This window comes from Zooshikella sp. RANM57, assembly GCF_050749885.1.
In the GTDB taxonomy this organism is placed as follows: domain Bacteria; phylum Pseudomonadota; class Gammaproteobacteria; order Pseudomonadales; family Zooshikellaceae; genus Zooshikella.
On sequence record NZ_JBOIUB010000004.1, the window covers coordinates 25,737 to 46,105 of the forward strand.

The 20,369-nt window shown below is 38.0% G+C and carries 21 protein-coding genes; 19 read left to right on the forward strand and 2 right to left on the reverse strand.

What is annotated here, in order from left to right; translation table 11 throughout:
* Window positions 1-280 precede the first annotated feature (280 nt).
* From ACQ96U_RS09890 to ACQ96U_RS09975, 18 genes are all read left to right on the forward strand, one after another.
* On the forward strand, window positions 281-1,030 hold the full coding sequence (locus ACQ96U_RS09890) for a beta-ketoacyl synthase chain length factor (RefSeq protein ID WP_431721083.1): 750 nt from the start codon (window positions 281-283) through the stop codon (window positions 1,028-1,030).
* Complete coding sequence (locus tag ACQ96U_RS09895) at window positions 1,027-1,824, forward strand: lysophospholipid acyltransferase family protein (RefSeq protein WP_431721084.1); 798 nt, start codon at window positions 1,027-1,029, stop codon at window positions 1,822-1,824. The genes ACQ96U_RS09890 and ACQ96U_RS09895 overlap by 4 nt, the downstream gene beginning before the upstream one ends.
* Entirely contained in the window at window positions 1,808-2,068 is a 261-nt protein-coding gene (locus ACQ96U_RS09900) for a phosphopantetheine-binding protein (RefSeq protein ID WP_431721085.1), read from the forward strand. The genes ACQ96U_RS09895 and ACQ96U_RS09900 overlap by 17 nt, the downstream gene beginning before the upstream one ends.
* 121 nt (window positions 2,069-2,189) lie before the next feature.
* Complete coding sequence (locus ACQ96U_RS09905; RefSeq protein ID WP_431721086.1) at window positions 2,190-2,441, forward strand: acyl carrier protein; 252 nt, start codon at window positions 2,190-2,192, stop codon at window positions 2,439-2,441.
* 88 nt (window positions 2,442-2,529) lie between these two features.
* The gene (locus ACQ96U_RS09910; protein WP_431721087.1) at window positions 2,530-3,102 is read left to right on the forward strand and encodes a hypothetical protein; all 573 of its coding nucleotides are present in this window, start codon (window positions 2,530-2,532) and stop codon (window positions 3,100-3,102) included.
* Entirely contained in the window at window positions 3,099-4,493 is a 1,395-nt protein-coding gene (locus ACQ96U_RS09915) for an AMP-binding protein (RefSeq protein ID WP_431721088.1), read from the forward strand. Before ACQ96U_RS09910 ends, ACQ96U_RS09915 begins: the two co-directional genes overlap by 4 nt.
* Window positions 4,494-4,495: 2 nt before the next feature.
* Window positions 4,496-4,864: a hypothetical protein gene (locus ACQ96U_RS09920; RefSeq protein WP_431721089.1), complete on the forward strand. Its 369-nt coding sequence runs from the start codon at window positions 4,496-4,498 to the stop codon at window positions 4,862-4,864.
* Window positions 4,827-6,632, forward strand: a complete 1,806-nt coding sequence (locus tag ACQ96U_RS09925) for a glycosyltransferase family 2 protein (RefSeq protein ID WP_431721090.1) — start codon at window positions 4,827-4,829, stop codon at window positions 6,630-6,632. The genes ACQ96U_RS09920 and ACQ96U_RS09925 overlap by 38 nt, the downstream gene beginning before the upstream one ends.
* 10 nt (window positions 6,633-6,642) lie before the next feature.
* Window positions 6,643-8,184: an HAL/PAL/TAL family ammonia-lyase gene (locus ACQ96U_RS09930; RefSeq protein WP_431721091.1), complete on the forward strand. Its 1,542-nt coding sequence runs from the start codon at window positions 6,643-6,645 to the stop codon at window positions 8,182-8,184.
* Window positions 8,174-8,623 (forward strand): acyl-CoA thioesterase, encoded by a 450-nt coding sequence (locus ACQ96U_RS09935; RefSeq protein WP_431721092.1) that lies wholly within the window; start codon window positions 8,174-8,176, stop codon window positions 8,621-8,623. Before ACQ96U_RS09930 ends, ACQ96U_RS09935 begins: the two co-directional genes overlap by 11 nt.
* Entirely contained in the window at window positions 8,610-9,218 is a 609-nt protein-coding gene (locus tag ACQ96U_RS09940; RefSeq protein ID WP_431721093.1) for a LolA family protein, read from the forward strand. Before ACQ96U_RS09935 ends, ACQ96U_RS09940 begins: the two co-directional genes overlap by 14 nt.
* Before the next feature lie 7 nt (window positions 9,219-9,225).
* Window positions 9,226-11,658 (forward strand): MMPL family transporter, encoded by a 2,433-nt coding sequence (locus ACQ96U_RS09945; protein ID WP_431721094.1) that lies wholly within the window; start codon window positions 9,226-9,228, stop codon window positions 11,656-11,658.
* Window positions 11,655-12,905: an NAD(P)/FAD-dependent oxidoreductase gene (locus ACQ96U_RS09950; protein ID WP_431721095.1), complete on the forward strand. Its 1,251-nt coding sequence runs from the start codon at window positions 11,655-11,657 to the stop codon at window positions 12,903-12,905. The genes ACQ96U_RS09945 and ACQ96U_RS09950 overlap by 4 nt, the downstream gene beginning before the upstream one ends.
* Window positions 12,906-12,931: 26 nt before the next feature.
* Complete coding sequence (locus tag ACQ96U_RS09955) at window positions 12,932-13,639, forward strand: DUF3261 domain-containing protein (RefSeq protein ID WP_431721096.1); 708 nt, start codon at window positions 12,932-12,934, stop codon at window positions 13,637-13,639.
* A complete protein-coding gene (locus tag ACQ96U_RS09960) occupies window positions 13,636-14,826 on the forward strand; it encodes a beta-ketoacyl-ACP synthase (RefSeq protein ID WP_431721097.1) in 1,191 nt (396 codons plus the stop codon). The genes ACQ96U_RS09955 and ACQ96U_RS09960 overlap by 4 nt, the downstream gene beginning before the upstream one ends.
* Complete coding sequence (locus ACQ96U_RS09965; protein WP_431721098.1) at window positions 14,826-15,329, forward strand: hypothetical protein; 504 nt, start codon at window positions 14,826-14,828, stop codon at window positions 15,327-15,329. The genes ACQ96U_RS09960 and ACQ96U_RS09965 overlap by 1 nt, the downstream gene beginning before the upstream one ends.
* Entirely contained in the window at window positions 15,326-16,051 is a 726-nt protein-coding gene (gene fabG, locus ACQ96U_RS09970) for a 3-oxoacyl-ACP reductase FabG (protein WP_431721099.1), read from the forward strand. The genes ACQ96U_RS09965 and fabG overlap by 4 nt, the downstream gene beginning before the upstream one ends.
* On the forward strand, window positions 16,048-17,280 hold the full coding sequence (locus ACQ96U_RS09975; protein WP_431721100.1) for a beta-ketoacyl-ACP synthase: 1,233 nt from the start codon (window positions 16,048-16,050) through the stop codon (window positions 17,278-17,280). The genes fabG and ACQ96U_RS09975 overlap by 4 nt, the downstream gene beginning before the upstream one ends.
* A gap of 97 nt (window positions 17,281-17,377) precedes the next feature.
* Here ACQ96U_RS09975 and ACQ96U_RS09980 read toward each other — a convergent pair whose 3' ends face one another.
* Window positions 17,378-17,713 carry an HU family DNA-binding protein gene (locus tag ACQ96U_RS09980; RefSeq protein ID WP_431721101.1) on the reverse strand — a complete coding sequence of 112 codons (336 nt, stop codon included), beginning with the start codon at window positions 17,711-17,713 and terminating at the stop codon, window positions 17,378-17,380.
* Between the two features lie 1,163 nt (window positions 17,714-18,876).
* Here ACQ96U_RS09980 and ACQ96U_RS09985 point away from each other — a divergent pair.
* Window positions 18,877-19,272, forward strand: a complete 396-nt coding sequence (locus ACQ96U_RS09985; RefSeq protein ID WP_431721102.1) for a hypothetical protein — start codon at window positions 18,877-18,879, stop codon at window positions 19,270-19,272.
* A 30-nt stretch (window positions 19,273-19,302) separates the two neighbouring features.
* Here the strand turns inward: ACQ96U_RS09985 and ACQ96U_RS09990 are convergent, their stop codons facing one another.
* On the reverse strand, window positions 19,303-20,250 hold the full coding sequence (locus ACQ96U_RS09990) for an ABC transporter substrate-binding protein (protein WP_431721103.1): 948 nt from the start codon (window positions 20,248-20,250) through the stop codon (window positions 19,303-19,305).
* Window positions 20,251-20,369 lie beyond the last annotated feature (119 nt).

Here is a 20,369-nt window from a genome sequence, read left to right on the forward strand (position 1 = left end):
TGAGTGTATTTTTGTGAGGAACTTAGGTACAGCTTCCAGAAAAAAATGAGAACATTGCATAAAATTTGGGTTTTACCATTTTGATTAAGTAATAAAAAAGAAAAGCGTTAACAACTACAAATTTGAATTGGTTAGCTTTTTATTAATTTAGTCCACTGTGAAATGTTTTATTGCGTCATGTAGGTTCGTATCAACTTCAGAATATCAAATGATTCGTGAAGGGGATGTCAGACGTTTGAAATAACTCACATTGGACGTGTTTGGCTTTAGAAGTGGAAGGATGCAGTCAATTAGCTTTCGTGTAAATCATTGGTACGCGTGGACGCCTGAGCTAGAGGTAGGGAGTCACAGGATTAATTGGCAAGAAAGTAAACAACCATTTAAAACGTCTAATAAAAAACCTGATTATTCGATTATCCCTGCTGCATATAGACGCCGATTAAGCTCATTGGGAAAATTAGGGTTATATGTTGCATTAAAGTGTTTAGATAATGTGCCATGTGTGTCTATGCCTTGTGTCTTTAGCTCACGTCATGGTGATACACAAAGAATGCTTCAAATGTTAAAGGATCTTAGGGGGCAAGAATATATTTCTCCCATACACTTTAGCCATTCTGTTTATAATGGAACAGCGGGGATTTTATCCATTTTAACAAAAAATACTGCTGCCATTTCAGCAGTCTCCGCAGGACGATCGACATTAGCTGCAGGGTTTCTAGAAGCATGGTTACAGTTATCATCACAGTCTGAAAAAAGTCATGTGTTGCTTGTTCATTATGATGAGCCGTTAACAGACATGCTAACGGGATTTACCGATGAGAAGCCATTTCATGGTGCATCAGCTTGGGTTTTATCATTACCTGAGTATGGACAAGGTCAGGTTGTTTCAATGAATTGGCATGAAGTTAATAACTCGTTAAATGATGAATTATCACAACCAGAGAAGTTTGTAAGTTTTTGGCTAAATCAAGAAAAAAGGGAAACAAGTCACGCTGACAGTATGATGCGTTGGGAATGGGTTAAAGCATGATGAGGAAGTTGCTATACCTTTTGAACTATTATTGGCGTGTTATTGCAACTGGTTTTGGGTTTGCATTGTTTGGGGTTGGAGGATTATTTATTGCACTTGTCATATTTCCCTTAACTTTACTCAATGTAAAAAATAAAGATCAGCGTAAACTTAGGGCGCAGGCGTTTATCTCGAAAAGCTTTCGTTTTTTTATTGGTGTTGTGCGTAGTTTGGGCGTGTTATCTCTTACAACAACTAACATAGAAAGATTGAAAAATGATAGTGGTGTTATGGTGATTGCCAATCATCCTACGTTATTAGATGTTGTCTTATTGATTTCCTACCTTCCTCGTGTAGATTGTGTGGTCAAAGAAGCATTATGGAAGAATCCATTCTTAAAAAAAGTAGTTCAAACAGCAGGTTATATTAGTAATTCGACACCAGACTCCCTGTTAGATGATTGTGTTGATACGTTAAAAAGAGGGAATAACTTATTAATATTTCCTGAGGGAACGCGTACTGAACCAGGAAAACCTGAAGTATTTCGTCGTGGAGCAGCAAATATTGCACTTAGAGCACAAGTTCCGATGAGATTAGTGTATATCAGTTGTCAGCCTAGCGCCCTAACGAAATCACATCGTTGGTATCAAATACCTGAGCGCAAAATGCACTTTACAATTCGGGTAGGAGACTGTCTGTCAACTAAGCCGTATATAACGGAAAATGACCAACTTAGTATTAGTGCCAGACGTTTAACACAGTATTTACAAAAATGTTATCGCCAAGGGGAAGTAGTACATGAATCAGTTGCGTGAAGAGTTAAAGCAGCTAATTATCTCTACATTGGAATTAGAAGATATCACTTCGTCTGATATTAACAGTGATGATCCTTTATTTACCACAGGATTAGGGCTTGATTCTATTGATGCATTGGAATTGGGGCTGGCTTTGAAGAAAAAATATCAAATAAAGCTAGAAGCTAATAATGATAATAATAAAAAGTTCTTCTATTCAGTAAATACTTTGGCTGAGTTTATTCAGGCTCAGCGTAGTGTTTAAAGTAGTGATCAGACGTTAAGGTATGCAACGAAAGCGCTTGGATATGAATATAGTATTCATCATTTAGCTATCGAATAATTTGACAAGCTAGCCGCTGTAAAGAGTAATAAGTAGGTTGTATATGGACACTAAACAAGCAATATTTGAGCATGTAAAAGCAGTATTAATCGATAAATTTGAAGTTCCTGTTGATGATATATTACTGGAAGCGACATTATATGAGGACCTTGACTTAGATAGTATTGATGCTGTTGATTTGATTATTACGCTACAGGATTATACCAAGAAAAAGATACAACCTGAGTCGTTCAAGCAAGTTAGAACTATTCAAGATTTAATTGATGCTGTTCAGCAATTGCTAGTCAATTCTTAAGAATGCAACTGGTCATCTTGATGAAATAGTTAATCACTTCACAGTCAGAGATAACTAAATAAAGGTTACATGTGTCATTAAGAGCATTATGAAACAAAAATTGGGTTTGCTATTTGGAGTAATTCTATTTATTTATCCTCTGTGGGTTTATTGGGGAATTAATCACCTTAATCCCCGCTGGATAGCATTTATTTTATGTGTTTTCTTTATCATTCGTCTTTGGTGTATTCGTAATGTGCTCACTAAAGCGATGAAGACTCAACTCTGGCTTGCTTCTGTGATAGGTATTGTTATTACTGGTAGCAGTGCACTTACTGCAAATGAACAGTTGCTTAGATTTTATCCTGTGATTGTAAGTGGCGGTTTTTTTTGTTGGTTTGCTCTTAGTTTATGGTTTCCTCCAACCGTTATTGAAATGTTTGCGAGGTTAAAGAAGCCAGATCTGAGCGAGTATGCCGTTCGTTATACAAGACATGTTACGTTGTGGTGGTGTTTATTTTTTATGATGAATGGCGCTGTTGCAACATGGAGTGCTGTTGAGGGGTCGCTTGCCTTTTGGACTATTTATAATGGTTCAGTGAGTTATGTCATTATGGGCATTTGGTTTGCCATAGAGTGGTGTTTTCGTAAGTGTGTTATTGAACCAAGGGATAACCTATGAAGGTTGAATTGCCTAAGGATATAAGTGAAGTTTTAAGTAGTATTTGTCAACGATCTGAGCCAGTCTTTGTCTCACTATATGGTGAAGAAATTAGATGGCAAGCTTTGTTACATGCCATCAATCACTTGCAGCAAGAAATTTACCAATCTTCAGCTCAACGCTATGCAATTTATTGTGAAGATATTGTTTTATTTACTATTGCTTTATTAGCCGTTACGTTAGCCAAAAAAGAAGCTGTATTATTACCCAATGGACAGCCTGCATTTTTGGCATCTATTGCTCATGATATTGATATACTTTTGACCGATAAAGATAAAGTTCCCAGTATAATTCCGGTTAAAAAAATTCCATCTATTACACCCTATGCAACGCTTGATATTATTACACCAGTGGCTGAAATAGTTACTGCAGAATATAGTAATTTGAACGTACACTTTTACACATCAGGCAGTACAGGACAACCTAAACAAATAACAAAGGAGTGGGTAAATTTAATTGATGAAGTGAGTGCTTTACATCAACGTTGGTCACGGCAGATAAATGATGGATATTTTATAGGTTCTGTATCATTTCAGCATATCTATGGTCTACTTTTTCGTGTGCTTTGGCCACTTTTATGTGGGCGACCCATTATTCGTGAAACGGTTAATTACCCTGAAAATGTATTGGCTGCTGTAGAAAAATTTTCGTCCTTAGTTTGGGTAAGTAGTCCAGCGTTGTTAAAGCGATTTGACTTGGATCGTTATGATTCAAAGTTGCATGGAGTCAAAACTATATTTTCTTCTGGTGGGGTTTTGTCATTAACATCGGCACGACATATTCAACAATGTTTTGGTTCTTTACCTATAGAAATTTATGGGAGTACAGAAACTGGAGGAATAGCCTATCGCCAGCAAGTCTGTAAAGATACACCATGGCAAAGTTTTCCTACAGTAAACTGGCAAATGACCAAAGAGGGTAGACTCAGTATTAATTCACTCTATATGAGTTATGAAGGTTGGTTTGATACTGATGACCAAATATATCCAGTTACAGAAAATACATTTCACTTACTGGGACGTCTAGATCGTATTGTCAAGATTGAAGAGAAGCGAGTTTCGTTAGTTGACGTTGAAATATGTTTGGAAAAACATTCCTTTATAGAGGATGTTGTTGCTTTAGCCGTGGATGACTATCGTCAGTATTTGGTTTGTATCGTCGTACTGACAGCACTCGGGGAAGCCTTTTTAAAAGAGCAAGGAAAGTTTGCGTTAAATCAGGTATTTAGAAAATTCTTAGAAGGTTATTTTGAGGCTATTGTACTGCCTAAGAAGTGGCAGTATGTAGAAGAGTTGCCGCTTAACTCAGAGGGCAAGTTAGTGCAGGCTGAACTAAAAAAGTGGATACAATGATAATGTGCGATCAGCCACTGTTACCAGATGTTATTGAGGCGATCAGCCATCAGGGTACTGATTCAACACGTATTGATATTGAAATTAATATCAAGTCCGATAGCGTCTATTTTATTGGACACTTTCCTGATATGCCTATACTGCCAGGTGTTGTTCAAATTCATTGGGTTATGTTATTTGCCCAAAAATATTTACTACGAACATTTAATGTATATCGTATTGAAACCATTAAATTTCAACGAATTATAAAACCCAATACTAAGTTAATGCTTCAATTGATTGATAATCAGTGTGGAAAGCTTAGTTTTACTTATAGTGCAGGTGATGTAATTTATGGTAGCGGACGTATTATCTATGATGAGTCACTCTAGTGCATTTCGTCCGTGTATTATAATACCAATATATAATCATGGTGAAACAGTTAAACATGTGATTGATGGTTTAGCACCATTGAATTTGCGTGTTATTGTGGTAGATGATGGCAGTGATTTGTCAACTCAGTATGTTTTAAACAAATTAATGATTCAAAATGAATCTGTAACTGTCATCAGGCTTGATGAGAATAAAGGAAAAGGCGCAGCTATCATTAGAGCAATATCGCAGGCTTATATTGAAGGTTTTTCTCATGCCTTACAAATAGATGCAGATGGACAACATCATTTGCCTGATGCTGCTAAGTTACTAAAGAAATCAGCTGAATTTCCTGAAGCACTGATTACTGGAGTACCTATTTACGATAAGGATGTACCTAAGGTACGTTTTTATGCGCGCTATCTTACCCACTTTTGGGTTTGGTTAGAGACGCTGTCTTTTACTATTAAAGACTCTATGATTGGCTTTAGAGTTTATCCAGTAAACAGCACAATGAATGTCATCAATCAGTATCGACTACCCTATCGAATGGCATTTGATACAGAAATTATGGTGCGACTTTTTTGGGAAGGTATTCCTGTTCATTCAATTCCAACGCCTATCACTTACCCTAAACAGGGGAAATCCCACTTTAAAGTGTTTTGGGATAATGCTGGCTTAACGATTATGCATACACGTTTAGTATGTGGTATGTTGCTTCGTTTGCCTAAACGTATTTTGGGGAAAAATAAAAACAAACGATCTACACACTGGAGTTCGTTTAAAGAGCAGGGCGGTTGGTTAGCATTAACACTTACTTTTTGGGTATATCGATTGCTTGGAGAGTGGGGACTACGTTGCTTACTGTATCCGGTAATTACTTATTATTATTTATTTTCTGCGGATGCAAGGAAGGTATCATCAAATTTTTTAAAGCAGGCATTTTCCTATAAGTTAGCTCATGAACCTGCTTCGCCTGTATCGAATGGATCAAAAAAGAGTTTTCTTCACTTTACACGCTTTGGTGACCAATTTATAGATAAAGTTGCTATTTGGACAGGGAAAATAAGTAAAGATAATATTGTTATGCATAATGCAGACAGTTTTATTAACGCACTTGATAATAATGAAGGCTGTATCCTGGTATCCAGCCATTATGGTAATAATGATATTTGTCGTGCAATTACTCAGGGACGTTATGCACGTAAATTTAATATTTTAGTACACTCTGAAAATGCAGTTAAATTTAATCGTTTTTTAGCGAAATTAAACCCTGATACCCAAATCAATTTGATTGAAGTGAATGCAATTGATATGACAGTAGCCGTTAATTTGAAGGCAAAGGTTGATGCTGGTGAAGTTATTATTGTTGCTGGAGACAGAGTTCCTCTTACTGGATCAGACAGGACGTTAACCTGTGATTTTTTAGGTAAACCTGCAGCTTTTCCACAGGGAGCATACTTACTTGGTTTACTTTTAGAATGCCCAATTTTTTTATTGTTTTGTAGTAAAGATTATAAACATAAAAAATACCATATGATTTTTGATAAAATTTATGAGGGAGTGAAAGTTCCGAGAAAAGCTCGTAAAGAACTAATTGATAAACTGTGCCAGGATTATGTGGAAAAACTTGAAAATCATGTGTTACAAGATCCATTACAGTGGTTTAACTTCTTTGATTTTTGGCAAAAAACGATAACTGAACATAGATCGTCCTCAAATAATTTGCCTTCGGTAATAAAAGTAAAATATGAGCATTCAGTGAATAAAAGGGATAGTAAAGGATAATTGATTTGTTATGAGAAAAAAAGTAACCACATTTGGAGATGCGCCTCTTGCTATTGAAGATATCACTTTATTAGCACAAGGAAATGCTTTAGCTGCGCTAAGTAAAGCTGATGAATTTAATCAGAAAATAAAAGCTGGAGTTGATTATTTACAAGCGTTACTGGCTAAAGAAGGTGAAATTTATGGGGTTACCACCGGCTATGGTGATTCATGTACAGTAGGTGTTCCACTTAATCGTGTTCATGAGTTACCTATTAATTTAATGCGATTTCACGGTTGTGGTTTAGGTGATATTTTTTCTGAAGAAGAAAGTGCAGCTATTTTAGCTGCGCGTTTAGCCTCATTAACGCAAGGTTATTCAGGGGTAACGCCTGAGTTATTGGCTTTATTAGTTACATTACTCAATAAGCGAGTTTTGCCCATTATTCCGCAAGAAGGTTCTGTCGGGGCCAGTGGTGACTTGACGCCACTATCCTATATTGCAGCTGTATTAATGGGAGAACGAGAGGTCTGGTATCAAGGACAACGGTTACCAACAGTAGATGTATTCAGTCAACTTGATATTAAGCGTATTCGCTTACAGCCGAAGGAAGGACTGGCAATTATGAATGGTACGGCAGTAATGACTGCTTTAGCATGTCTTGCTTATAGCCGTGCTGCTTACCTTGCTAAAGTGACGACACGTATTACTGCAATGATGTCCATTGCATTAAAAGGGAATCCTTACCATTTTGCTGAAGGTTTGTTTTCAGTGAAACCCCATCAGGGGCAAAACCAGATTGCAGCTTGGTTAAGAGCAGATCTTGATGTAGTTGATCAATATAATACCGAGAAAAGATTGCAAGACCGTTATTCTTTACGTTGTGCTCCACACGTGATTGGGGTTTTGCAAGATGGATTGCCTTGGTTCAGACAATTCATTGAAACAGAATTAAATAGCGCAAATGATAATCCGATTATCGATGGCGTTAATCAAAAAATCTATCATGGTGGCCATTTCTATGGGGGGCATATAGCCTTCGCTATGGATAGTATGAAGCAAGCTGTTGCGAATCTTGCTGATTTAATAGATCGACAAATAGCACTGATAATGGACACTAAATTTAATCAAGGGCTTCCTGCTAATTTGTCTGCAGCGACATCTTCTCATGCCATGATTAATCATGGATTGAAAGCTGTGCAAATTGGGGCTTCTGCGTGGACTGCTGAGGCGTTGAAATTAACAATGCCTGCAAGTGTTTTTTCCCGATCAACAGAGTGTCACAACCAGGACAAAGTGAGTATGGGGACTATTGCTGCGCGAGATTGTTTACGTGTGCTGCAATTAACTGAGCAAGTGGCTGCTGCTGGTTTGTTGGCTGTTCGTCAGGCGATAGGTATTCGTCAGCTACAAAAGAGTGATGACTGTACATTAACATCTCATGTACAGGATATGTATGATCGACTGGTTGATGATATTGCTTTCATTGTTGAAGATCGTCCGTTAGAGGCAGACCTCAGATCACTGACAAAAGCTATTCAGCAACAGAAGTGGAGTTTATATGGTGCATGAGGGGTATACACCAACTCAAGTAAAAAAGTTGTCTGTTGAGACTGATATTAATGTACCTTTTTTTGATGTTGACTCGATGGGTGTTACTTGGCATGGACATTATTTAAAGTACTTTGAATTAGGACGTTGTGATTTATTAAAAAAAATTGATTACACCTATCAGCAAATGGAAGCCTCGAATTATATTTGGCCTATTGTTGATTTACGGGTTAAGTATATTAAATCTGTGCGATTTGACCAGAATTTGAAGGTGATCACTGAGCTTGAAGAGTATGAGCATCGCCTTAAGCTTTCATACAAAATAATTGGAGAAGATGGGGAGCTACTCACTAAAGCAACCACCATACAAATGGCCGTTGATATAACAACGGGTGAAACGCTTTTTTCATCACCAGAAATTTTAATTGAGAAGGTAAGGGCATATTATGCTACGCAGTAAACTTATTGTTTTTTGTTGTTTTTGCGCAATTGCTCTGCCTTTTATAGCTCAAGCCGCTTCCACTAATGACGTATTTTGGCGTTATTGGCAGCAACAAATGTCTGCAAAAAAGCTAACAGGTGATTTTATACAAGAAAAACACATTGCTGTGTTAAGTAAACCTCTTATATCGAAGGGCTCATTTAAAGTCACTAATGATAAAATTGACTGGGTAATAACTGCTCCTATTGCAAAGCATTTTGTATTTGACCAAAATGGCGTTATTGATCAATCTAAATCAGTCGACAAAACGGATACAGTGAACAATAACCAAGCATTAAAACAGTTTAGTGCGATATTCAGGCCTTTATTTACTGGAGATAAAGAACAACTACAGCAATTTTTTTCTATTTCTGTCAAAAGACTGAATGAACATAAATGGGTGTTAGATTTACGTCCAAAAGATGCTTTGTTGCGCAAAGGGCTAGACAATGTTGAGCTGGTTATTAATCAGTTAGTTGAAGTTATTCATATCACAGAGACTAATGGTGATAAGACTTTGATAAAATTACTTAATGTGCAGACTGATACTTTTCAGAGTCGTAAATCAGGTTAATGATGCTATGAAATTGCGATTTTGGAGTTGGTTATTCGGTTTACTTATTATTTGTATTTTATTCGTTATAAAATTACAGCAAGACGGTGTTATTGAAACGAATATCATGGCTCTGCTACCTGAAACTGAGCAACAGCCAGAGATTAATAACCTGGCTTCTGAATTTATAAACAAGAATAATGCTAGAGCTGTTTTCTTGCTTGGTAATAAGGATAAGAAAATTGCTATTAAGGTCGCAGAAGAATTTAGTCACAAACTTCGGCAAAGTAGGTTGTGGAAAAATACTGTGTTACGCCATGATCGGACACAGCAACAGGCTTATTACCACTTTTATTATCCATACCGTTATCAGCGGTTAACAGCTAGCCAGCAACAAGCACTTAAATCGAGAACCCTTGCTGGCTGGGAGCAAGCTATTCAGCAGCAACTGCTTAACCCTACCCAAATGGTAAGTAGTCGACTGTTACAAAGTGATCCTCTGTTATTGTTTAATAAACAACTTCAACATTTATCTCCTGCAACCAGTACGCAACTCACTCTCATCGATGATTTACTAATGGTTGAAGCGAAAGGTGTATATTATGTTTTAGTCAGCTCAGAGGTAACGTTTGATGTATTTAATTTAAAATTACAGCATCAAGCGGTTATGAGCATTGAGCGTTGGGTTAAGGTTTTGCAAGATCAGTACGTTTCAACAGAAGCAATATACTCAGGTGTTTTATTTCATGCAGAAGCTGGTGCTAGAGATGCACAGTCTGACATTAGCTTTATAAGTATCATTTCAATTATTGGTATTATTGTTTTAACGAGTATAATTTTTCGTTCTTTACAACCCATAGGTTTTTGTTTGCTAACTATAAGTATAGGAATATTAGTTGCATTTACCTTGACTAGCTACCTGTTTGATAAAGTTCACTGGTTAACACTCGTATTTGGTGCAAGCTTAATTGGTATTTCAGTTGATTACACCTTTCATTATTTCACGGCTCGTCAAGCTGAAGCCGTAAATTTCTCATCGAAGCGCGTTATTCAACAAATTGCTCCTGCGATTGGTTTGGGAATGTTATCGAGTGTAATAGGTTATATTCCTATGATGGCAGCCCCTTTCCCAGGTATAGTACAAATTGGTTTTTTTTCAGCAAGTGGATTGCTTGCTGCATTTTTGACGGTAATTTTATTTTTACCTTATTTATGTCAACAGCCTAGTAATAATACAGGATTTTTAAATCTGCAGTATTTACGTGTTCTCCATCAGTATCACTTACACTGTGCTTCAAAAAAATCGTTATGGGGCGTTCTGATACTGTGTTTAATAGGAGCGCTGGCATTATTTATTAATTTGCCGGTTAACGATGATATTCGTCTGTTACAACAGCTTTCTCCCGAGCGTCAATGGCATGATCAACAGTTAAAGACTTTAACAGGTAAAAATGCGATCAGCCAGTTTTATATAGTAACTGCGAATACAGAAGAGCAGTTATTACAGAAACAGGAAAAACTATTAGTAGCGCTGGCTCCTCTCATTAAAAAAGAAGTATTAGGTCATGCAAGTAGTGTTGTTCAATGGGTTCCATCAAAGCAGCAGCAAACGACCAATTTAAAGCTATTACGGTTGAAAATGTCTCCTGAGCAATTAAGCGTACTTTTAGATAAATTAGGGTTTACCACTGAAGCGAAGCAAAAAACATTAGTGGATTATCAATCTCAACTTAAAATCAGTTCCCCAGAGAAAGATAGTGATGCTTCCTCCCTACTGACGATGCATCACTGGCTTGCAAGCCCTGTTAGCCAATATATGAGTAATTTATGGCTTGGTAAATATACGCAAGGGTATGCAGCGGTTATTCAACTAACAGATGTTCATGATCTAGCAGCGTTACGTCACTTAACAGATAAGGATTCAGGTATATTCTTTATTAGCAAAGCGGATGATATTACAGCGGTGTTATCTCGCTATCGTCAGCTAATAGTAAAACTAGCATTAATGGCGTACTTATTTATTTATATATTTTTGGGATGGCGTTATGGATGGCTTAAAGCATTATTTATCATGCTACCTCCTTTGTCCGCAGCATTATCTGCCATTGCCTTGGTTGGTACCTTTGTACAGCCTGTCAATTTATTTAATATTTTAGCATTTATTCTTATTATGGGTATTGGAATTGACTATACGTTATTTTTACAAGAAGACAAAAAACGTCAGTTAAGTACTTATGTTGCCATTTTATTATCAGCAGGAACAACCGTTTTAGCATTTGGCTTACTATCGTTAAGTTCGACTAACGCTGTTCAAACGTTTGGGTTTACTGTATTGATTGGTATTTTATTGGCTTTTTTATGGGCACCATGCAGTTTGAGAAAAAATATAAGAAGATGTTTTAGTGATAGTGATGTGACACAGAATGACATGAAACAACAGGCAAAGAGGTGCTCGGTATGAAGAATATTCTTTTGCAACCAGGTAAGCAGCCTGTTGATGTAATCATTATCGGTGCTGGTCCTGCTGGTAGCGTTGCCGCAGCGTATTTATTAGAACAAGGGTTAAGGGTCAAAATACTCGAAAAAAGCCAGTTTCCACGGTTTTCTATTGGTGAAAGTTTATTGCCACAATCAATGGAAATTTTACAACAGGCTAATTTATTACAACCTGTGATTGAAGCTGGGTTTCAATATAAAAATGGAGCGATATTTCGTTGGCAGGATGAACAGGTTGAGTTTGATTTTAGAGAAAAATTTTCACCGGGATGGGGGACAACATACCAGGTTCAGCGTGATAAGTTCGATTCAATACTTGTCAACCAAGTTGAAAAGCAAGGGGCGGAAGTCATTTATCAGGCGACTGTTAAGTATGTTGAATATATTGATGACGGTATTCGTTTAGAGTGGCAAGATAATGATGGAAATATTCACACTGAAACAGCCCAGTTTATTTTAGATGCGAGTGGATTTGGTCGTGTATTGCCCAAATTATTCAATCTTGAAGTACCCTCAAATTTACCATTTCGTCAGTCACTTTTTACCCATGTTATCGATCAAATACCTTTAACAAAATTTGATCGTAATAAAATTATTATTACAGTCCATCCACATGATAGCCAAACGTGGATGTGGTTAATTCCTTTTTCTGATGGCACCCTATCATTGGGGGCTGTCGCGACACCAGCATTTTATCAACAGTTTGAAGGTTTAAGCGAAGATCAGACGCTTGAACGTATTTGTCACGCTGATACACATTTAGCAGTTTTATTAAAAGGGGCGCGTTACAAATATCCGGCGAGACAAATTGCAGGTTACTCTTCCAGCGTTAAATCTTATTATGGAGATCGGTATGCTTTGTTGGGTAATGCTGGTGAGTTTTTAGACCCTGTGTTTTCTTCTGGAGTCACTATTGCCTTTAAATCGGCACAACTGGCTTGTGATGTTTTAAAACGACAATTTGCTGGTGAGACTGTATGTTGGCAACAACAGTTTGTAGAGCCTCTGTCAGGGGGAATCAATACTTTTCGAGCATTTGTTGAGGCTTGGTATGAAGGATCATTATTGCCTATATTGTGCTATCCCAATAAAGACTCTGAAGTAACAGCAATGGTTTGTTCTGTTTTAGCGGGTTATGCCTGGGATAAGCGTAATCTTGTTGTGCAGGATTCACAAAAATTTCTAAGACTGATATCAGAGTTGTGTCAGTGATGTTGATGACTATATTGGATAAATTAATGACACAACTAAAAATATTTTTTTCTATATTAAAACAAGCTTTAAAGAATAAACAGTTTAGTTATAAGTTGTTAGCTGTGATCGGATGCTGTTATATCTTGAGTGGCTGCAGTATATGGTTTACAAAAAACCAATCAAACTCATTGAATAGTGACAATAATAATGCAGAGGCATTTACTCCAGCACTATTACCTGAAATAAATTGGGTTAAAAAACCTTTTGTGTTAACCCAAAATGTGTCAATTCGTTTTAAAGATCAGACATTTTCCTTGTTAACACAAGCAGAGTTAAGACCTCAGCGAATTACACTCGTTGGTTTAAGTCACTTAGGACAACGTTTGTTTACTATTTCTTATGATGGACATAGCATTGAGCAAGGACATCATTTACCAGATATACCTGTAGATTTAAATTATATTATGCAAGATTTTCTGTGGGTTTATACCCCTCTTTCTGGTTTACAGCAGCATTTGCAGCCAAAAGGTTATTTTATTCGTGAAGAGCTTACTGCAACTCAACAGGTTGATGCATCCAGTGAGTTGAGTGAACAAGCTGTGTTAAAAAAACGTTTGATTGATTTTCATCATCAGCAACAAATTGTTATCCGTTATCGTCAACGTCAGCCAGGTCAGTGGGATGTTCAGTTAAATAATCCAAAACGGCACTATGAAATACAGATTACAACAGTGGAGCGGCAGCAACTATGAGTTCATCTCTGTTTGGTTTAACTGCTGTAGGTATGATTTGTAGCTTAGGTTCTGACTTATCACAAATTACTGCCCGTTTGTTTAATGGTTGGCAGCAGGGTATTCAACTATCTCGTGAGTTTACGCCAGATAAAGAAATAGCACTGGCCGCTGTTCATGAGTCATTACCAACAATTAGACTTACAGATAAAAACTATCATTGCAGAAACAGTCAGCTATTACAGGCAGCTATTTTACAGATAGCTGACCATGTGTCTGAATTGATCCAGCGATATGGTGCTCCTCGCATTGGTGTTGTTGTTGGTTCAAGTACAGCAGGTGTGTGGGAAGTAGAAAAAGCCGTTGCTTGCTATCAACAGACGAATACATTACCTGATGCTTTCCACTACACACAGCAAGAGATGGGAAGTGTTGGGGCATTTGTAGCACGAAGCTTGTCATTATCAGGCATCGTTTATACAGTTTCGACAGCGTGTTCTTCCAGTGCAAATGTATTTGCCAGTGCTCAACAGCTTATAAAAAGTAACTTATGCGATGCGGTGATTGTCGGCGGGGCAGATAGCTTATGCCAGTTAACGGTCAATGGATTTATGAGTTTGGAGTCTGTTGCTGAAGATGTTTGTAATCCATTCAGCCAGAATCGCTCAGGCATTACGCTTGGTGAAGGGGCTGCGTTGATGGTGATGGAGCGAGAGCCAGCGGAGATTAATTTTTTAGGTGCAGGTGCTGCATCTGATGCTCATCATATTTCTGCCCCTCATCCTGACGGTGATGGTGCAAAGCAGGCAATGCAACGTGCATTACATAATGCTGGGATTGAGGCAACAGATGTTGACTATGTTAATTTGCATGGGACAGGTACTCAGCAAAATGATGCGATGGAAAGTTTAGCTATGCAGGCTGTTTTTGCTCAAGGTGTCCCTGCAAGTTCAACAAAAGGAATGACAGGACATACTTTAGGCGCTGCTGGTGCAATTGAAGCGGCTATTTGCTGGCTAACACTCTCAAAAAAATACAACCCGCAGCGTTTATTACCTCCTCACCTTTGGGATCATTGTCCTGATACGCAACTGCCTTCGTTGGCGTTGGTAAAAGCTGATACTTCGCTTAATTCATTAAACATTACCATGAGCAATTCGTTTGCCTTTGGTGGTAATAATGTCAGCCTGTTATTTGGAGTGAGCTAATGGATATAGATGTAACAGCTATTCCTATTACCCAACTTATTCCTCATCGTCAGTCAATGTGCTTAATTGATAGGGTGGTTGCGTTTGCTGATAAAACGATAGTGGCAGCATTTACTGTAGATGCCAGCAATATCTTTTTAGTTGATGAAGGTTATGTACCAGTATGGGTTGGTCTGGAGTATATGGCACAAACCATAGCCGCTTATACAGGACTCAATCACTACCTCAATCATGAACCCATAAAGCCGGGTTTTTTATTGGGCACTCGCCGTCTTGAAACCCAGGTAGAAGGTTTTTTTCCACAAAGTACTTACTGGGTTACTGCTACAGAAATTTATGAAGATAATGGCTTAAGTGTTTTTAAGGCCATATTGTATCAAGCCCAAGGTGGTGTTAATCCTTTTGCAGAAAAAGTGGAAGATGATGAGTGGCTGGTTCGAGCCTCAGTTAATGTCTTTCAACCCGATGATCCCTCTCAGATGCTACAGCAGTCAGTGTTATGAAAAAACGAGTTTTAATTACTGGTGCCAGTCGAGGTATTGGTAAAGCAACCGCAATTATGCTTGCACAGCAAGGGTATGACGTTGTTATTAATTATCGCAATGGCCAACAGGCGGCAGAAGAAGTATTAGCGAATATTCTTGCTCAAGGTGGGAGTGGGCAACTGTTACCATTTGATATTAGTGATCGAGCTCAAGTGCAACAAGCGATAGAGAACGATATGACTGAACATGGCGTTTATTATGCTGTTGTATGTAATGCTGGGATACATAGTGATAATGCTTTTCCTGCTATGGAGTTTGAGCAGTGGAATAGTGTTTTAAGCACTAATCTTGATGGCTTTTATAATGTGTTACACCCAGTGGTTATGCCAATGGTTAGACAGCGTCAGCCTGGTCGTATAGTTACGTTATCTTCAGTTTCTGGCGTACGAGGTAATCGAGGGCAGGTCAATTATAGTGCGGCTAAAGCAGGGATTATTGGTGCAACAAAAGCACTCGCGTTAGAGCTTGCAAAGCGCAAAATCACGGTTAATTGTGTTGCACCTGGCCTAATTGATACGGATATGACGGAGACTGTGAGTGAACAGCTTTTGACAGAAATACCTGCTAAACGAGCAGGCTCGGCTGATGAAGTTGCAGCAACAATTGCATTTTTATTGTCACCTTCAGCCGCTTATATAACTCGGCAAGTAATTTGTGTTGATGGAGGATTGAGCGGATGAAACGAGTGGTTGTCACAGGTATGTCTGCTATAACCTCACTGGGAGATAGCTGGGAAAGCGTGCTATCTGCATTACAAGCTAAGCGAACAGGTGTTTGCCAAATGCCTGACTGGGAGCAGTATGAGGGCTTGCTGACTAAGCTGGCTGCACCTGTCGTAGATTTTGCCTTGCCAAAACACTACACACGAAAAAAAACACGTAGTATGGGGCGGGTCTCACAAATGGCAACATTAACTGCTGAGCGAGCTTTAATGGAAGCTCGCTTGCTGGAGTCTGAGGAGATTAGTTCTGGGGCAATGGGTATTGCATACGGTTCGTCAGTAGGCAGTACACCACCTATGGTTGGTTTTGGTCGTATGCTGAGTGATCATACGACACAAGGGATTACAGGAACCAGCTATATACAGATGATGACGCATACAGCCGCAGTTAATATGGGATTATTTTTTGGCATCAAAGGTCGATTAATTCCCACCAGCAGCGCTTGTACATCAGGCAGCCAGGGGCTAGGTTTTGCTTATGAAGCCATTAAATATGGATTGCAACCATTGATGCTTGCCGGGGGGGCAGAAGAGTTATGTCCAACCGAGGCCGCAATATTTGATACTTTGTATGCAACAAGTACGCAGAATAGCACACCTCACTTATCTCCAAGGCCATTTGATAAGGATAGGGACGGGTTAGTAATTGGTGAAGGTGCCTGTACTTTTGTGTTGGAGGAGTTAGAGCATGCACAGCGTCGAGGCGCCAACATTATTGCTGAAGTCATTGGTTTTGCAACCAATACTGATGGCGCTCATGTAACCCAACCTCATGCAGTTCAAATGGCAGAAGCAATGCGTATTGCTCTTAACGATGCAGGACTCCAGCCAGCTGATATTGACTATATCTGTGCTCATGGAACGGCAACAACACGAGGTGATATTGCAGAAAGCCAAGCGACGTATGATGTATTTGGTGATGATATACCTATTAGTTCATTAAAAAGCTATTTTGGCCATACTTTGGGGGCATGTGGTGCAATAGAAGCATGGTTGTCTATTAACATGATGCAAGAAGCGTGGTTTGCACCAACAGTAAATCTTGTTAATCCTGATCCAGAATGTGCACCTTTAAACTACATTATGAATGATGGCATTGTACGACACTGTCAGTATGTAATGAGCAATAACTTTGCATTCGGTGGGATTAATACATCGTTGATTTTCAAGCGCTGGCTTGGTGAGTAGTTAAAATATTACTTATATCCAGCTTTTCGTTTTAGTTAAGAGACATTCTTCTCCATCAGGGAGTGATGGAGAAGAAAAAAGTTAAAGGCGAAAAGCACTAAAGTGCGAAGTCTTTAAGCCTTTTCAGAGGCCTTACTTTGACTTGCATAGAAGCTGGTTTGGCCTTAAACATCATTTCTTCACCCGTGAATGGATTGACTCCCTTACGAGCTTTAACAGCAGGTTTTTTCTTGGTAGTAATTTTGAGAAGTCCTGGAAGGGTGAACTCACCACAACCACGTTTTTTGATATGACGTTCAATTACTTCTGTTAGCCCATCAAGTACGTTAGAAACATCCTTTTTAGTAAGGCCTGTGTTTTCAGCAATTTCGTTAAGAATTTGCGTTTTAGTGTAGCGTTCAGTGATAGCTGTTGGTTTTTTGGCTGCGGCCATGACATTACCCCTTCATAAGAGTTACAAGGAAAAAATAATACAACTATTGGATTATGACAATTAGAAAAACTATTCTTTGAGTTAATTTTTGTTTTCTTAGCTGTTTTGTGAAAGCCGTAATAGTATTAGCATAGCTCAGTAGGCGTATATCTTACTAGAAAAAGACATAATCTTTAGTCTTTTTGCCTAGTTAAAATAGGGTTATCAAGACTGTAGAGTATATACAGAAGGTGACATTTAATGTACAGAGTGTTGTGTTTCAAGGTAAAAAGCACTAGGTTGATCACAGCTTAAGCTCAGTCTTTCCTTTCTCAAACGCCATATACATAGCTTCTTCCCTCTATAGGTTCGCTTAGAGAGTTATCCTACAAATGGGTAAACTGGTCGAATCTTACTAAGTTAGATAGCTCTGTGCCGTTTGCTGAGGATAGGGGTTGTCTGCGTTTTAGCATCATGAACGATGTGAGTGCAGCTATACATAATGGCATGAAGGTCATGTATTAGTGCAATACAGGAATGATTGCCGAGGAGCTTTTAACTGGATTCACCACAGTCCCTTATTTATATAACTATCCAGTAGTACTTTTAAATGCATTAAGGGGGGCTACTGTAAGTCTTACTGTAGAAGAGTTTCCTTGCGGCTTCATTTCTTGACGGCTCAGCAGGCACTTTTAGAACAACTGTTGTTGCTATTACTATCAGACTAGCTCCTCTAAAAAATTCTTAGCTGTGGTTAATAGAAGCTATTTGTAGTGATAGAACAAAAGTAGTGAGAAGTAACATTGTTGTATTTAGTAAGCGATGAGTCCTCTTAAAGGGGATTTCTAGATAAGTTTGTATGTATTTGGTTGTGTCTTACTCCAGAAAGGAAGTGATAGTACTTCTTTTACAGCTGATTAATCATCTTACTAAATGTGTCATGGGGGAGGTTGTAACTTAAATACATCACTTGCTTTAATACCGTGCAGTATTCATTAAGTTCATTGTTGTACTGCTAGTAATTACCCGTATTGACCATTAAGTTTTGGGACATTTAATATACAGTATTGTTTGTCAGGGATCTGTCCACTTTATTAGTGTATAAGCTCACTGTATGAATCTTTAAAGCTACGATATTAGTACGCCTTATTTGTTTGACTCAGATAGTATGGGTAGGGCTGAATATGATTGATAAAAAAAATGGCTTGAAGTTTTTAGCTTGTCTTTTTTTTGCGAGTTGTGGAAATATTGTGTTAGCTTCCAGCTTACTTAATTTTGATACTGATGATATCTTTCAAAATGAAGATTTATCATCAGATGTTGAACAACAATATTCAACTGAAATAGATGAAAAAGACTGTATTTTTTGTCAGGGAGGTATGATTGAAAGCAGCTCTGTTCCTCATAATGGACAATTTGGTTATCCTGTAATTCGTGAGCATGAGCGAGTATACCATCAACAGTCAATGGAGCTGATAAATGACTATTTTGGTAAAGATAGTGCTATATCTATCGAGGAACAGAAAAACTATGAGTTAAAATATAAAAATAAATTGAAGGAACTAAAGAAAAAACATTAACTTGTTAGTCTCTTTGTAAGCGTGAGATGCTTACAATAAACATTTTGCTGATAGCCACTGATTGATATCATTTTTGTATGTTTGCAACCATTTTTTTGCGGCATCCATATAAGAGTAACGATCATATTCGTAAAGAGCTGATGCTTCAGAGATCATTTGATTGTTAAAGTTAATATTTTTTATCAATTGAAATGCACAAGGCCATTTTTTAGGAAAGTGTTTAGATGTCGCTTTTTTTAGCCAACCATTTTTAGGGTTGCCACAGTCCATTGTTTCATAGGGATTTGGTCCCCATTTAGGGACAGATATACATTCAGGCTCAAAGGGGGGGAACTCAATAAAGTGTCCTTCTACTCGACGCTCAACCCAGTTAGGCGTCCAGTTCATAATAAGTAAAGGTGTTTGTTTTTTAATTGCGAGTAATATAGTTGGTTTGAATGCTTCTCCGCCTATTTTTTTCAGTAGATAGTTTAGTTTAAGAGCACGAATACGTTTGCCTTCTTGCTTATCCCAGGGACCTGTTATATATACACCTTTTAATCCTGAATAGTCCATAGTGAATAGATTTGAGCACTGATTCAATACAGTCCAACTAGGTAACCCAGGACAAAGTTTTTCGACATAAGCTGGATACCACCACTCTTCACGTGTTATAGCATCATGAGTTCCGGCATCAATGATAAGTTTTTGTTCAACCATTCGATTGAACTCTTTAGCCATTGTACCTTCCCAGACTTCAAGCTGTAAGTCAATTTCACCAAGCCGTAATGCGCCCCATTGTTTATTGGTTGTTATTTCTCGGTAATGAATTTTATAGCCTTGCTTTTCCAATATATCTCCAATAGCGTAAGATATTACAATTTGACTGGCCCAGTCGTTTAATGCAATAGTGATTGGCGTTTGTTTCTGTTCCTGAGTAAAGGATTTGGCAGGAAAAGATAACAGGAAAAATAGAGAGATATAGGTTAATTTTTTCATTAAAATAAAAATTAGATTATTTGTTTAGAGAATAGCAGCATTAAGGCATATAGCATACTTGTCTTTAATGGGTACCCTAATGATTAACTTTGCTTTGAATGAACGTTTGGCTATCCAAA

Bases quoted from the DNA above. Each gene is read 5' to 3' on its own strand.
- ACQ96U_RS09925 (WP_431721090.1), top strand. From the start codon at position 4,827: ATGGTAGCGGACGTATTATCTATGATGAGTCACTCTAGTGCATTTCGT.
- ACQ96U_RS09910 (WP_431721087.1), top strand. From the start codon at position 2,530: ATGAAACAAAAATTGGGTTTGCTATTTGGAGTAATTCTATTTATTTAT.
- ACQ96U_RS09935 (WP_431721092.1), top strand. From the start codon at position 8,174: ATGGTGCATGAGGGGTATACACCAACTCAAGTAAAAAAGTTGTCTGTT.
- ACQ96U_RS09905 (WP_431721086.1), top strand. From the start codon at position 2,190: ATGGACACTAAACAAGCAATATTTGAGCATGTAAAAGCAGTATTAATC.
- ACQ96U_RS09965 (WP_431721098.1), top strand. From the start codon at position 14,826: ATGGATATAGATGTAACAGCTATTCCTATTACCCAACTTATTCCTCAT.
- ACQ96U_RS09960 (WP_431721097.1), top strand. From the start codon at position 13,636: ATGAGTTCATCTCTGTTTGGTTTAACTGCTGTAGGTATGATTTGTAGC.
- ACQ96U_RS09955 (WP_431721096.1), top strand. From the start codon at position 12,932: ATGACACAACTAAAAATATTTTTTTCTATATTAAAACAAGCTTTAAAG.
- ACQ96U_RS09940 (WP_431721093.1), top strand. From the start codon at position 8,610: ATGCTACGCAGTAAACTTATTGTTTTTTGTTGTTTTTGCGCAATTGCT.
- ACQ96U_RS09930 (WP_431721091.1), top strand. From the start codon at position 6,643: ATGAGAAAAAAAGTAACCACATTTGGAGATGCGCCTCTTGCTATTGAA.
- ACQ96U_RS09950 (WP_431721095.1), top strand. From the start codon at position 11,655: ATGAAGAATATTCTTTTGCAACCAGGTAAGCAGCCTGTTGATGTAATC.
- ACQ96U_RS09890 (WP_431721083.1), top strand. From the start codon at position 281: ATGCAGTCAATTAGCTTTCGTGTAAATCATTGGTACGCGTGGACGCCT.
- ACQ96U_RS09980 (WP_431721101.1), bottom strand. From the start codon at position 17,713: ATGGCCGCAGCCAAAAAACCAACAGCTATCACTGAACGCTACACTAAA.
- ACQ96U_RS09975 (WP_431721100.1), top strand. From the start codon at position 16,048: ATGAAACGAGTGGTTGTCACAGGTATGTCTGCTATAACCTCACTGGGA.
- fabG (WP_431721099.1), top strand. From the start codon at position 15,326: ATGAAAAAACGAGTTTTAATTACTGGTGCCAGTCGAGGTATTGGTAAA.
- ACQ96U_RS09920 (WP_431721089.1), top strand. From the start codon at position 4,496: ATGTGCGATCAGCCACTGTTACCAGATGTTATTGAGGCGATCAGCCAT.
- ACQ96U_RS09990 (WP_431721103.1), bottom strand. From the start codon at position 20,250: ATGAAAAAATTAACCTATATCTCTCTATTTTTCCTGTTATCTTTTCCT.
- ACQ96U_RS09895 (WP_431721084.1), top strand. From the start codon at position 1,027: ATGATGAGGAAGTTGCTATACCTTTTGAACTATTATTGGCGTGTTATT.
- ACQ96U_RS09900 (WP_431721085.1), top strand. From the start codon at position 1,808: ATGAATCAGTTGCGTGAAGAGTTAAAGCAGCTAATTATCTCTACATTG.
- ACQ96U_RS09985 (WP_431721102.1), top strand. From the start codon at position 18,877: ATGATTGATAAAAAAAATGGCTTGAAGTTTTTAGCTTGTCTTTTTTTT.
- ACQ96U_RS09915 (WP_431721088.1), top strand. From the start codon at position 3,099: ATGAAGGTTGAATTGCCTAAGGATATAAGTGAAGTTTTAAGTAGTATT.
- ACQ96U_RS09945 (WP_431721094.1), top strand. From the start codon at position 9,226: ATGAAATTGCGATTTTGGAGTTGGTTATTCGGTTTACTTATTATTTGT.